The 12,738-nt window shown below is 40.8% G+C and carries 10 protein-coding genes, 2 tRNA genes and 1 pseudogene; 9 read left to right on the plus strand and 4 right to left on the minus strand.

Annotated elements, in window-relative coordinates:
- On the minus strand, positions 1-812 hold an 812-nt coding region (locus tag C0J08_RS08390; RefSeq protein ID WP_212655696.1), incomplete at its 3' end, for an IS4 family transposase.
- An 82-nt stretch (positions 813-894) separates the two neighbouring features.
- Between C0J08_RS08390 and C0J08_RS08395 the strand changes: the two are divergent.
- A pseudogene (locus C0J08_RS08395) lies at positions 895-1,248 on the plus strand (transposase); the annotation flags it as partial.
- 185 nt (positions 1,249-1,433) lie between these two features.
- Here C0J08_RS08395 and C0J08_RS08400 read toward each other — a convergent pair.
- A complete protein-coding gene (locus tag C0J08_RS08400) occupies positions 1,434-1,985 on the minus strand; it encodes a hypoxanthine-guanine phosphoribosyltransferase (RefSeq protein WP_212655698.1) in 552 nt (183 codons plus the stop codon).
- A gap of 36 nt (positions 1,986-2,021) precedes the next feature.
- Positions 2,022-2,864: a YihY family inner membrane protein gene (locus C0J08_RS08405; RefSeq protein ID WP_212655699.1), complete on the minus strand. Its 843-nt coding sequence runs from the start codon at positions 2,862-2,864 to the stop codon at positions 2,022-2,024.
- Positions 2,865-3,191: 327 nt separating this feature from the next.
- Here C0J08_RS08405 and C0J08_RS08410 point away from each other — a divergent pair.
- From C0J08_RS08410 to C0J08_RS08445, 8 genes are all read left to right on the plus strand, one after another.
- Positions 3,192-3,268 (plus strand) — tRNA-Arg (locus C0J08_RS08410).
- 116 nt (positions 3,269-3,384) lie between these two features.
- Entirely contained in the window at positions 3,385-4,710 is a 1,326-nt protein-coding gene (gene tig / locus C0J08_RS08415; RefSeq protein ID WP_212655700.1) for a trigger factor, read from the plus strand.
- Positions 4,711-4,784: 74 nt separating this feature from the next.
- Positions 4,785-5,417 carry an ATP-dependent Clp endopeptidase proteolytic subunit ClpP gene (clpP, locus tag C0J08_RS08420; RefSeq protein ID WP_212655701.1) on the plus strand — a complete coding sequence of 211 codons (633 nt, stop codon included), beginning with the start codon at positions 4,785-4,787 and terminating at the stop codon, positions 5,415-5,417.
- A 17-nt stretch (positions 5,418-5,434) separates the two neighbouring features.
- A complete protein-coding gene (clpX, locus tag C0J08_RS08425) occupies positions 5,435-6,715 on the plus strand; it encodes an ATP-dependent protease ATP-binding subunit ClpX (protein WP_212655702.1) in 1,281 nt (426 codons plus the stop codon).
- A 213-nt stretch (positions 6,716-6,928) separates the two neighbouring features.
- Positions 6,929-9,322 (plus strand): endopeptidase La, encoded by a 2,394-nt coding sequence (gene lon / locus C0J08_RS08430; RefSeq protein ID WP_212655703.1) that lies wholly within the window; start codon positions 6,929-6,931, stop codon positions 9,320-9,322.
- Between the two features lie 126 nt (positions 9,323-9,448).
- Complete coding sequence (gene hbs / locus C0J08_RS08435) at positions 9,449-9,721, plus strand: non-specific DNA-binding protein Hbs (RefSeq protein ID WP_012069435.1); 273 nt, start codon at positions 9,449-9,451, stop codon at positions 9,719-9,721.
- A 7-nt stretch (positions 9,722-9,728) separates the two neighbouring features.
- A tRNA-Asp gene (locus C0J08_RS08440) sits at positions 9,729-9,805 on the plus strand.
- A gap of 76 nt (positions 9,806-9,881) precedes the next feature.
- Positions 9,882-11,705 (plus strand): SurA N-terminal domain-containing protein, encoded by a 1,824-nt coding sequence (locus C0J08_RS08445; RefSeq protein ID WP_212655704.1) that lies wholly within the window; start codon positions 9,882-9,884, stop codon positions 11,703-11,705.
- A gap of 89 nt (positions 11,706-11,794) precedes the next feature.
- Here the strand turns inward: C0J08_RS08445 and C0J08_RS08450 are convergent, their stop codons facing one another.
- On the minus strand, positions 11,795-12,712 hold the full coding sequence (locus C0J08_RS08450; RefSeq protein ID WP_212655705.1) for a Dyp-type peroxidase: 918 nt from the start codon (positions 12,710-12,712) through the stop codon (positions 11,795-11,797).
- Positions 12,713-12,738 lie beyond the last annotated feature (26 nt).

Here is a 12,738-nt window from a genome sequence, read left to right on the forward strand (position 1 = left end):
AACTTGGGATTCTTTTTACGCGCCTGAGGTGAGACGGTCATACGCCATAAAGCATCTCCGTCACCGTATTCTTCGACGACCTCATACACAGTATTACTGCGTTTAGGTATCAACCAATGCCGCTCATTGCCTTCATCCATTAAAGTATGCATTAGATTGGCACTCCAGAAGTTCCGGTCTAGCAATGTGGTGCTGCGATCAGGAATTTTATCGAGCATGGCTTCTGCCAAAGGTGTTTCAGCTGTTTGATAGTTGCCCACTTGAGCATCTAAAATGACATGGGAATGTGTATTCATCAGCGCGACACAACGTAGTAGCGGATAAGCACTTTGTTTTACGGTTGCGTTGCTGGCACTACCAAAATGCGCTTGTAGGTCGGGCGTGTCAGGCGTACGAAAAATAACCCCATCCATAGCGAAAACTTGTAACCCTTGCCAATCATCCTGAGCAAATCGTTCATTAGCCCAATGCTCACCAGTGCGCTGAAAAAGCCATTGCATAGGACTAGCTCCAAGGCGCTGCCTTGCTTGGGATATCCCGCTTTTAGCAATAAGTTGCTCAGAAGAGAGCCCTTCAGAACATATATTTAATCGTCTAGCCACTTCCTCAATCGACTCATCTCGAAAAAGAGCCATACCTAGGACCAGCCAAAGAACTTGGTCTTCAGGTAATCGGCGGCGCCTAATGGTTGCTTTTGAAGAAAGCGTTAATGCCGATTCAATCCATTTGACAGGTATGTTTTGAGTGAAAGTTGAATGATTCGAGAAGGAATGAAGTTCATCAATACTGAGTAAGAGCTGTTGAATAGACACAAAAAAATCCGATTAAGACATGCTTAATCGGATTTTCTGAGGCTGTTCAATTAAATGCAACCCTTAAGTGAACAGCATTACCCCATTGCCTCCCATGCTCATGCAAGAGTTAATCGGGCATCATGAATATTATAACGACCTAAATGAACGCGTTGCGAGACAGGACGAAAAACTCAAAAAACTGATTGATAGTCATAGTTATGCTCAACTTCTTATGTCTATCCCTGGTGTAGGGACACTGACAGCGGCACAGTGCTTATCGGATATCCCCAACGTGAACGAATTTAAAAATGGACGGCATTTTTTTGGGAAGTGGATTGTGGCGTTGCGAGCAAAGAAACCTTTTAACGTTGCCGTGGTGGCATTGGCGAATCAGTTAGTACGAATAGCTTGGTCAGTATTAAAGACACAACAAGCGTTTGAAATAAGAGTATAACCCGAGTTTGCAGATGATAAAAAAGATGACAGAACAGTCAGACCACTAGATTGAAGGCCTGACATAAAAAACAGCAGAAAATGCTATGTTTTTTTTGAGGACAATCTAGCTCAAACCAACCTCGTTATCGAAAATATCATTTGCAATAACGAGGCGGACCATGCATTATTGTTTCTAAAATGACATTAGCTGTCTTTAACTGCGTAAATGCCCTTTAGGTTTCTAAAGAAACCTTTGTAGTCCATGCCATATCCGAATAAGAAGCGATCAGTGACATCTGTTCCTATGTAGTCAGGAGTCATGTCTGTTTTTCTGTCATGTAGTTTGTTGATCACTGTTGCTGTATAGACACCACTTGTTTCTTGGTCTTCTAGCCATTTGATAATAGCTTGAAGGGTGTGTCCTTGATCGAAAATGTCATCAACAACCAGAACGTGTCTGTCTTTTAATTCAGTTTGAGGGTAGCTTAGCCAATTTAATGATGTGCCTTCTGTTTCCATTCCATAGCGAGTCGCATGAATATAATCAAGCTCTAATGGAAAGTTTAAGCGTTCTATTAGAGCAGCTGTAGGAATGAGTCCGCCATTCATCACACAAAGAACAAGAGGGAGCTTATCTGCTAGATCTGTTGTTATTTGTGTTGCCATCTTATCAAGGGCTTCGTTAAGTTTTTCCTCGTCGACTAAGCAATCTGCTTCATCTAAAATTTTGTTTAGGTTGTGGATTGTGTTCGTCATAGTGAGCCCTATCGTATAATTTTGCGCGATTTTACATTAATCCTGACCAGATGCTAAGTTTTTTACATTGTGTAGTGTTGCGCAAAGGCATATTGACGCGAGAACAATTAACCAAGAGCTTTGCAACCAGATAAGAAAAATCGGAATGGCTGCGAATGCGCCATAAACTACTTGGTAGTTTGTGAAAAATTGTGCGAATGAGCTAAATATAGTGTTAAGAATATATAGACCGATGCTCCCAGCTAAGGCGGAAATAGCTGCCCATTTTATTGAAACCTCCGCATTTGGTGTTAAGAAGTTTAGGGTTAAGAGCATTAAAAAATATAATCCGACGGTGCCAAGCTCAAGTAAATAGTGAATTAATGCATTTGTTTGGGTGTCATAAATTTGTATGGAAATTAAAGTGCCATATAAACTGAGTGAGCTAGCGAAAAGAATTGGCCCTAGAGTCAGAATGGCCCAATATGTTAGTAATCTTTCTCTGATTTTTCGTGTCTTTTTTATTTCCCATATAGATTGAACGCTGCTTTCAAAGTTGTTTAGTAAAAGTAGAGCTGTTACAAAAAGGGCGATTAGTCCTGCGATAGGTAAGTTTTTTGTTTGTGTTGAGAATTTGATCAAATAGGGCAGCATTGTATCGCTGGTTCCGGGGGCTAGGTGCTTTTCAATAAGAGAAAATAGTTGTGATTGCATCGCTTCTAAGGCAGGTGTAAAGCTTAGTATGCCGACAATAATGGTAATAATTGGTACGGCTGCAAGGAGGCTAGATAAGGTTAGCTGTGCAGCTTTCTGTGAAAGATTACTTTTTTTAAATCTTGCAATGGTCAGGTGTCCATATCGCTTAAGGGTGAGTGTAAGGTATCTTAGGTGTTCAGGCATGATCATTGAACTCTATAAAGTGAATATAATGATATTACAGCTTAAGGTACAATATTGAAAACTTCACTTTTATGCACATTGCACAAACATAGTGCAATACGACTCCTTTTGGCGCATTGTACTTGTGCTATCAGAATTCTACTTGTATTATTCGCCTTGTTCCTTTTGTGATATTTGTGCTGCGGATTAGTAGATCTAAGCTATTCTAGGTTCCATAGTTGCAAATAGTCATTTTTAGCCCAGTTTACTGGGCTTTTTTATGTCTATTAGTTGACGATTGCTATTCCATCTCTATAATAGCCCACCACATGAAATGTAATGACCTTAGTTCCGTTAGCTCAGTTGGATAGAGCAACCGCCTTCTAAGCGGTAGGTCACTGGTTCGAATCCAGTACGGAGCACCATTTCAGTCCATTACTTTAATTAATTTTATTTAGGTTTTGTTGGCTGTAATTGAATAGATGTCTCGTTGATAACGAGGCTGCCAACAAATTAAAGCAAGTTCCCGAGAGGAAGTTTTATGCAAGTTTCTGTAGAGACAACGTCTCCAATCGAGCGCGTTCTAACAATCAGTGTTCCAGCTGCTCGTGTTGACGAAAAAGTAAATTCTGAAGTGGCTAAAACAGCGAAAACAATTCGCATTGATGGTTTTCGTAAAGGAAAAGTTCCAGTAAGTGTTGTTAAGAAACGCTACGGACAAGGTATTCGTATCGATGCTGTAGAGCAAATAATGCGTGATGCGTATGTGGAAGCGATTCAAAAAGAATCTATTCAGCCAGCAGGTATGCCTTCAATAGAGCCAAAGAATTTTGCTGAAGGTGTTGATCTTGAATTCACTGTTAAAGTAGAAGTCTACCCAGAAGTAACTTTGGCTGATAATTCTGCAATTAAAGTTGATCGTGTTGTGTCCGATGTGACTGATGCCGATGTTGATACGATGCTAGAAACGTTGCGTAAGCAGAATGCTGAATGGGCAGCTGTTGAACGTGAGTCTGCTGATGGCGATCAAGTAACAATCGATTTTGTTGGGTATCTAGGCGACGAGGCTTTTGAAGGCGGTGCAGCTGAGGGTCATAAATTGGTTCTTGGTTCCAATACTATGATCCCTGGTTTTGAGTCTGGTATTCTAGGTGCTAAAGCTGGCGAAGAGCGCACAATTAACGTAACTTTCCCAGAAGATTACCAAGCTGAAAATTTGAAAGGTAAAGAAGCGACTTTCAAAATCACTGTGTCTGAAGTTGCAGAACAAATTCTTCCTGAGCTAAATGATGCTTTTGTTGAGAAGTTTGGTTTAGAAGAAGCGACACTTGATGCTTTGCGTGTTGAAGTTCGTAAGAATATGGAGCGTGAGCTCAATCAGGCGATTAAGGCTAAGCTTAAAAATGCCTTGTTTGAAGGTCTTTCTTCAATCAATGAGGTTGAGGTTCCTTCGGCTCTTATTGATCAAGAAGTTGATGCTTTACGTAAGCAAGCTGCTCAGCAATTTGGTGGTCAGGGGTTTGATGCTTCTCAGTTACCAGCAGAATTGTTCCAAGACGAAGCCAAAAAACGCGCTAAGTTAGGTCTTTTGATTTCTGAAGTCATCAAGCAAGATGATATGAAGGTTGATGATGATCGCGTTCGTGCTTTCTTGGAAGATATGGCTCAGGCTTATCAAGAGCCTCAGCAAGTTATCGATTATTATTTAAAGAATAAAGAGCAGTTAGCACAAGTTCAATCTGCTGTACTTGAAGAGCAAGTTGTTGATAAACTGTTAGAATCTGCCCAAGTTACAGAAGTAACATTGGGGTATGAAGACGCTATTAAGCCAAATGCCCAAGCTGAAGAGGCTGGGGAAGAAGCATAAGACAAGTCTTATCTTTTTTAATAAGGTCGACATAGCGAATGCTATGTCGACCTTTTTATTTTAAGGAATGTGAAATGAATTTGACGAATCCAACTACCGGTCCAGTTGCAATCACAAGTAATGGCCTTGTTCCAATGGTAATAGAGCAAACTGCTCGTGGAGAAAGGTCGTTTGATATTTATTCACGCTTGCTTAAGGAGCGAGTGATTTTTTTAGTTGGTCAAGTTGAAGATCACATGGCTAACTTGGTGGTGGCTCAACTGTTATTTTTAGAGTCAGAAAACCCAGATAAAGATATTCATTTGTATATTAATTCTCCTGGTGGTTCTGTCACGGCTGGTATGTCAATTTATGATACTATGCAGTTTATTAAGCCAGATGTTAGCACCATGTGTATAGGTCAGGCTGCTAGCATGGGAGCTTTGTTGTTAACCGCTGGTGCTGCCGGTAAGCGTTATTGTTTGCCAAATTCTAGAGTCATGATTCATCAACCTTTAGGTGGTTATCAGGGGCAGGCCTCAGATATCGAGATTCATACTCGTGAGATATTAAGCATAAAGCATAAATTAAATGAAATTATTTCGTTTCATACAGGCAAACCAATTGAACAAGTTGCTATTGATACTGATCGTGATAACTTTATGAATCCGGAAACGGCAAAAGAATACGGTTTGATTGATGATATTTTGCAGAAACGAACAGTTTAAAATAAAGGGTGGAATAAATGTCGGATGATAATTTTAGCCGTGGCGACCACTCCGATCGGTTATTGTATTGCTCTTTTTGTGGAAAGAGCCAAGATGAAGTAAAGAAGCTTATTGCAGGTCCTTCTGTTTATATATGCAATGAGTGTGTTGATTTGTGTAACAACATTATTACACAAGAGTTGTCTCAGATTAGTGAAGATGGTGAGTCAAGTGATGAATTACCGACGCCAGCTAAATTAAGCGCGGCTCTTGATGATTATGTTATTGGTCAAGATAAAGCTAAAAGAGTGTTGGCGGTTGCTGTCTATAATCACTATAAGCGATTGCGCCATCAGGGCAAGACTGATAACAGTATTGAACTCGGTAAGAGCAATATTTTGCTTATTGGTCCTACTGGTAGTGGTAAGACATTATTAGCTCAGACCTTAGCGCGTGTTTTGGATGTACCTTTTACTATTGCTGATGCGACCACGTTAACAGAGGCTGGGTATGTAGGTGAAGATGTTGAGAACATTATTCAGAAACTATTACAGAACTGTGATTACGATGTAGAAAAAGCGCAGCGTGGCATTGTTTATATTGATGAGATAGACAAGATCTCTAGAAAATCTGATAATCCGTCTATTACTCGAGATGTTTCTGGTGAAGGTGTTCAACAAGCCTTACTCAAGTTGATTGAAGGAACTGTTGCTTCTGTGCCTCCGCAAGGTGGAAGGAAGCACCCTCAACAAGAGTTTTTACAAGTAGATACTTCTAATATCTTGTTTATTTGTGGTGGTGCATTTGCTGGTCTAGAGCGTGTTATTAGTGAAAGGACTGAGAAAAGTAGTATTGGCTTTTCTGCTACTGTGAAAAGTAAGGAGGAGGGTAAGACCTTTTCTGAAGCGGTTCATCGTGTAGAAACGGAGGATTTGGTTAAGTTCGGTTTGATTCCTGAGTTTGTTGGTCGTTTACCAGTTGTTGCGACGCTTTCAGAATTGGATGAAGAAGCCTTAATGACAATTCTAAGTCAACCTAAGAATGCTTTGGTTAAGCAATATCAACATCTTTTTGAGTTAGAAGGTGTTGAGCTGGAATTCACACCAGAGTCTCTACGTGAAGCAGCTAAACTTGCCTTGGAGCGTAAAACAGGTGCTCGTGGCTTGCGCAGTATCTTAGAGTCCTCTTTATTGGATTGTATGTATGAACTTCCTACTCGTAGTGATGTTGCGAAAGTAGTGATGGATGCGGGTTCAATTCGTGGTGATTCAGCTCCTCTCATGGTACTTGAAAACGAAGAGTTAGCTAAAAAAGCTTAGTTTTAGATGGTTTGAAGATGTTGAATAGGCCGATTTTGAGTTTTTATACTTAAATTCGGCCTTTTTTATGATGTATCGCTTTTTAATTCTGTATAGACTGAGTTCAGATGTATCAGAAGCTTGTAATTTCGAGCTTTGCCCTTATCTCTTTCCTAATCAATGTTGAATTATTTAAAGTGCGCTTAACGTGATGCGCCCAGATTGGAAGAAAATATGTCAGATTCCTTGCTCCTGCCAATGCTGCCTCTTCGTGATGTGGTTGTATATCCTCATATGGTGCTGCCTTTATTTGTAGGGCGTGCTAAATCTATTGCGGCTTTAGAGTCTGCGATGGAAAGCGATAAACAAGTTTTTCTTGTCGCTCAACAGGATGCTTCTAAAGATGATCCTGCGCTAGAAGATCTTTACTCAATTGGTACAACAGCGAAAGTTATGCAGCTTCTACGTTTACCTGATGGCACAGTTAAAGTGCTTGTCGAAGGCGGTAAGCGTGCACGTCTTGAAAAAATGGAAGAGTCCGATGGAGTGGTTTTAGGCCAAGTTGTAGAGCTTGAGCTTCTAGAAGAAGATCAAGCCGAGCATGGCGTTATTCGTAATGCTCTGCTCAAACAGCTTGATGAATATGTTGCGGGAAGTAAACGCATCCCAGCTGAGGTTGTGGCTTCTTTAAAATCTATCGATGACCTTGCTAAGTTGATTGATAATATCACTGGCCACATGAGCCTTAAGCTTGAAGATAAGCAGAAAGTGTTAGAGATAGATTCTTTAACTGGCCGTGGTGAGTATTTAATTGGTTTGATGGATGGGGAGTTGGATATTGCTCATCTTGAAAAAAGTATTCGTAGTCGCGTTAAAAAGCAGATGGAAAAGAGTCAACGTGAGTACTATCTGAACGAGCAAATGAAAGCTATTCAGAAAGAGCTTGGTGATATGGAAGATGGTGGCAATGAGCTAGACCAGTTGCAAGAAAAAATCACTGAAGTTGGAATGTCTGATGAGGCAAAAGATAAAGCTGAAGCTGAATTGAAAAAGCTTCGTATGATGTCTCCAATGTCTGCTGAGGCGGCTGTTGTTCGAGGTTATATTGATTGGTTAACATCTTTACCATGGAAAAAACGTAGTAAAGTTAGAAATGACCTTGCTTATGCTGAAAAAGTGTTAAACCAAGATCATTATGGTTTGCAAGATGTTAAAGAGCGTATTCTTGAGTTCTTGGCTGTGCAGCAGCGAGTAAAAAAAGTGAAAGGGCCTGTTTTGTGCTTGGTTGGGCCTCCAGGGGTTGGTAAAACATCGTTGGGACAATCTATTGCCAAAGCTGTTAACCGCAAGTATGTTCGGATGGCGCTTGGTGGTGTGCGTGATGAGGCTGAAATACGCGGTCACCGTAGAACGTATATTGGTTCTATGCCTGGTAAGTTGCTACAAAAATTGGCGAAGGTGAAAGTTAAAAATCCACTCTTCTTATTGGATGAAATAGATAAGATGGGCATGGACCAGCGAGGTGATCCTGCTTCTGCATTGTTGGAAGTGTTAGATCCCGAACAAAATCATACGTTCAATGACCATTATCTTGAAGTGGATTTTGATTTATCAGATGTAATGTTCATTTGTACGTCTAATAGTATGAATATTCCAGGGCCTCTTTTGGATCGTATGGAAGTTATTCGCATTCCTGGTTATACCGAAGATGAAAAACTGAATATTGCAAAGCGTTACCTTTTACCAAAACAAATTAAGTTGGCTGGTCTAAAAGAGACTGAGATTCAAGTTACTGATGATGCTTTAATGGATGTTATCCGTTACTACACTAAAGAAGCTGGTGTTCGCGGTTTAGAGAGAGAGTTAAGTAAAATTTGTCGGCGAGTGGTGAAAAAGCAGGCTCTAGGTAGCAAAAAATCATCCAAAGCGGTTGAAGTTACCAATGAAAATTTGGAAGATTTTTCTGGTATTCATAAATTTAGTTATGGAAAAGCAGAAGAAAAAAATCAAATTGGACAGGTTACTGGGCTCGCGTGGACTTCAGTTGGTGGTGAATTATTAACCATTGAGGCTGCTGGAGTCCGTGGTAAAGGTCGTCATGTCAAGACCGGTTCGCTGGGGGATGTCATGCAAGAGTCCATTCAGGCTGCTTTAACAGTCGTTAGAAGTCGAGCGGCAGGACTAGGAATTGATGAAGATTTTCATGAAAAAACAGACCTTCATTTGCATGTGCCAGAGGGCGCTACACCCAAAGATGGTCCAAGTGCAGGCGTTGCTATGTGTACGGCTATTGTTTCTGTGCTAACTAAGGTCCCCGTTAAGGCCTCTGTGGCGATGACTGGCGAGATTACTCTGCGTGGTGAGGTGTTACCTATAGGTGGGCTGAAAGAGAAGCTTCTCGCGGCTCATAGGGGGGGGATAAAAACGGTCGTTATTCCTCAAGAAAATGCTCGTGATTTGAAAGAAATTCCTGATAATATCAAGGCCGACATAGACGTCATACCTGTAAAATGGATCGATGAGGTGCTTGATATTGCTTTGGAGTACATTCCTTCACCAAAAAAGGTAGAAACATTGCCTTCAAGTGAAAAAACTGTTGATGAACAAGAAACTGTAAGTCATCATTAAAGGCATATCCTGTGTTGACAGGGAGTAGGCTGGGCTTGTATAACTGCTCGCTCGGCTTTATCGGTAGGCATAATTACTGCGCCGAAAAAAATCTAAGGAACCACGAAAATACTGAAGGGGTACAACGTGAACAAATCTGAATTGATTGATGCTATTGCAGCGTCTGCTGATTTATCTAAAGCTTCTGCAAGCAATGCTCTTGACGCAACTTTAAAAGCAATTGAAGCTGCTTTGGCAAAAGGTGACCAGGTTACACTAGTTGGTTTTGGTACTTTTGCAGTTAAAGAACGTGCGGCTCGTACAGGTCGTAATCCTCAAACTGGTGAGGAAATCCAAATTAAAGCAGCGAAGGTTCCAGGTTTTAAAGCCGGTAAAGGTCTTAAAGACGCTGTAAACTAATGTTTTTGGAGCAGTAGTTCAGTTGGTTAGAATACCTGCCTGTCACGCAGGGGGTCGCGGGTTCGAGTCCCGTCTGTTCCGCCATTAGACACAAAAGGTGTATTCCATGCGGAATGCACCTTTTTTATTTGTCATTTAATTAACTCATTTGGAGGCAGTAATGCTCCAGGATATAAGAGATAAGTCACAAGGCATTGTGGTAAAGATCATCGTTGGTTTTATCGTCGTGACTTTTGCTCTATTTGGCGTAGACGCCTTGGTTACCAGTTTTAACTCTTCTGACACAGTAGCAGAGGTGGATGGGGTTGATATAACTAGAACGCAAATGTTGCAGGGCGCGGAGACTCAGCGTCGTCAACTTATTTCGATGATGGGAGGGCAAATTAACCCTGGATTGTTGGAAGATAATGTATTGCAACGTCGAGCTCTTGATGAGCTTATTCAGCGCGTTGTGTTGGCTAATGAAGCGAAAAAATTGGAACTTGGGGTTTCTGATGCTCAGGTGGATGCGTATTTATTACAGGCTGAGCAGTTTCAAACAGATGGTCAGTTTGATCAAAATAAATACTTAAATTTCATCCGATCTCTTGGTTATACTCCGCTTGCCTTCAAACAACGAATTAAACAAGATGTTCTAATTCAACAGCCACGTAATGCCATTGCTGGCTCTGAGTTTGTTTTACCTTATCAGGTAAATAGTGTGGCTGAATTGCAGTCACAAGAAAGAACTTATGATTATGTTTCTTTTTCTTTAGCGAAAGAGTCTGAGCAGACTAGTGTGTCGGATGCTGAGTTGAAAGCCTATTATAAAGAACACGCTGAAGACTTTAAGACACCTGAGCAAGTTAAACTGAATTACGTTGTTATTTCGTCTTCCGATTTTAATAACAAAGTGAAAGTAACAGATGCTGAATTGCAAGATGCTTATCAAGCATCAATATCTGCGCTAGCGAAAGAAGAAAGATCGGCTTCCCATATCTTAATTGATACTTCAGATCGCTCTGATGAACAGGCTCAAAAACGTCTTGATGAAGTCAAAGCTAAACTGAAATCAGGTGAAAAATTCGCCGACTTAGCGAAGCAGTATTCTGATGATATTGGTTCGAATAATGATGGTGGTAAATTAGGTTTTATTCAGAAAGGCATAATGGGTGATGCTTTTGATGATGCTCTTTTTTCAATGAAGAAAGGCGAAGTCAAATCGATTAAAGATCAATATGGCTATCATTTGATTAAATTGGATGATATCTCAAAACCAGATGTTCCGAGTTTTGCTTCTGAGAAAGAGGCGTTGGAGCAGAAACTCATGGAAGATAAAGCAAGAGATGCCTTATTGACGGCCCATGAGGATATTACTGATTTGGCCTATGCGAGCGATAAGTTAGACGCTATTGCAAAAGAATATGGCGTAGACGTGCTTCAGAGCTCTTATTTCGGACGTGATGGTGGGTCTGACGAAGTGACTAGTAATCCCGCTGTAATTGCGGCGGCTTTTGGTCCTACTGTTCTTGAGGATGGTCAGAACAGTAATTTGATTGAGTTGGGTGATGATAAAGTTGTGGTGGTTCATCTCAATGATCATAAGCCTGAAGCACTTCAGTCGTATGAGGAAACTAAAGAGCAAGTTGCTTCTATTGTAGTTCAAGAAAAGGCGGTTAAATCACTTCGAGAGAAAGCAGAAGCAGCCGAAAATGCTAGTTCTACGGTATGGACATCAGTTAAAGATGCGAAGCGAGGCCAAGATGAAATCACATCGTTGGCTTTCTCTTTACCTCACCCTGAAGGCAAGCCAGTTGTTGAGGTTAAGGGTTTATCAAATGGCGACTTAGTGTTGATTCGTTTGAACAAAGTTGATTCTGGAAATGCAGAAGTACCTGAAAATCAGAAATTGGCTTATGAGAGATATCTGAATCAGACACAGGCCACACTCAGTACTCGAGCTCAACAAGATCTTTTGAAGAATAATGCAAAAATAGAGAAATAAATCGCTTTTGCTAAAAAAGCCACTCAATTTGGAGTGGCTTTTTTGTTTTTCTACTCGTAGTGGATTTCTTCGTTGCTAATCAAGGGCGATTATTTTAATGAGGTTAACCACTTGTTTGATGGCACAAAGAAGGCCTGTCCAGACGTAGCTCTTGTGTAGCGCATGAGGTGATCTGTATTGCCATTTTCATCTCCTTTTACCATGCTTTCTAACATTTTATTAAAAATCTCTGGTGTTTTACTGTAGCTGGCAAACATGAGGCCTTTTTCGGTCAGTGAAGCGAATGGCATGCTGTGACGTAAAATTTCTAACGAATTACCGTCGTCATCTTTTAAAGAAGTACGTTTGGTGTGAGCATGTACGGATTTCTCTGCTGAGGGGTATTCCTGGTTCGTGTGTTTGGTTCTTCCAAAGATATCTTCTTGAGTTTTTAGCTCTTCTTTTTCCCATTTTTCTAGGTCATGGACAAAACGCATTAAATTGAAGTAAGAGCCATGCTCAAAGCTTGGGTCTTCATCTGCGCTCACAAGAGCAACTTTTTTTCTTTGCTCGCCCTCAGGGTTTTCTGTTCCGTCTACAAACCCGGTTAAATCACGGTTGTCTAAATATTTAAAGCAACTTACTTCTTCAACTAATGATACGCTGTTACCAAAGGCATTAAACAACACATTACCTAGTTGATAGGTAACATCGTGGCGGGAAGAGCGAATATGTAACACAAAATCGACATCCGTTGGCTTGATTTCAGTCTCTTTGCCAACAATGTGTGGGAAGGTGCTGAGGTGTTTTGGTCGTTTACTGTCTAGCTCGTCCCAAATTAAGCTACTGAGCCCTAATGTTGCATGTAGGTTGGCATCAGGGAATTGGAGTTGTAATTGCTTAATTAAATGAGGGGTAGCTGATAGAGTGCTTTTAAAGGCTGTCATTTCTGCTCTATTTACATTGAGCGTTATGAAAAGAGCATCGCTTGAGGCTTCTGCAATAATGCCTGATTGGAATAATGTCATCCTAATGGTCCTACTTATTAATCGGT

Source organism: Marinomonas sp. CT5 (assembly GCF_018336975.1).
Lineage (GTDB): Bacteria > Pseudomonadota > Gammaproteobacteria > Pseudomonadales > Marinomonadaceae > Marinomonas.

Excerpts from the sequence above, each read along its gene's own strand:
- clpP (WP_212655701.1), top strand. The coding sequence starts at position 4,785 with ATGAATTTGACGAATCCAACTACCGGTCCAGTTGCAATCACAAGTAAT.
- C0J08_RS08450 (WP_212655705.1), bottom strand. The coding sequence starts at position 12,712 with ATGACATTATTCCAATCAGGCATTATTGCAGAAGCCTCAAGCGATGCT.
- C0J08_RS08400 (WP_212655698.1), bottom strand. The coding sequence starts at position 1,985 with ATGACGAACACAATCCACAACCTAAACAAAATTTTAGATGAAGCAGAT.
- tig (WP_212655700.1), top strand. The coding sequence starts at position 3,385 with ATGCAAGTTTCTGTAGAGACAACGTCTCCAATCGAGCGCGTTCTAACA.
- lon (WP_212655703.1), top strand. The coding sequence starts at position 6,929 with ATGTCAGATTCCTTGCTCCTGCCAATGCTGCCTCTTCGTGATGTGGTT.
- C0J08_RS08405 (WP_212655699.1), bottom strand. The coding sequence starts at position 2,864 with ATGCCTGAACACCTAAGATACCTTACACTCACCCTTAAGCGATATGGA.
- clpX (WP_212655702.1), top strand. The coding sequence starts at position 5,435 with ATGTCGGATGATAATTTTAGCCGTGGCGACCACTCCGATCGGTTATTG.
- C0J08_RS08445 (WP_212655704.1), top strand. The coding sequence starts at position 9,882 with ATGCTCCAGGATATAAGAGATAAGTCACAAGGCATTGTGGTAAAGATC.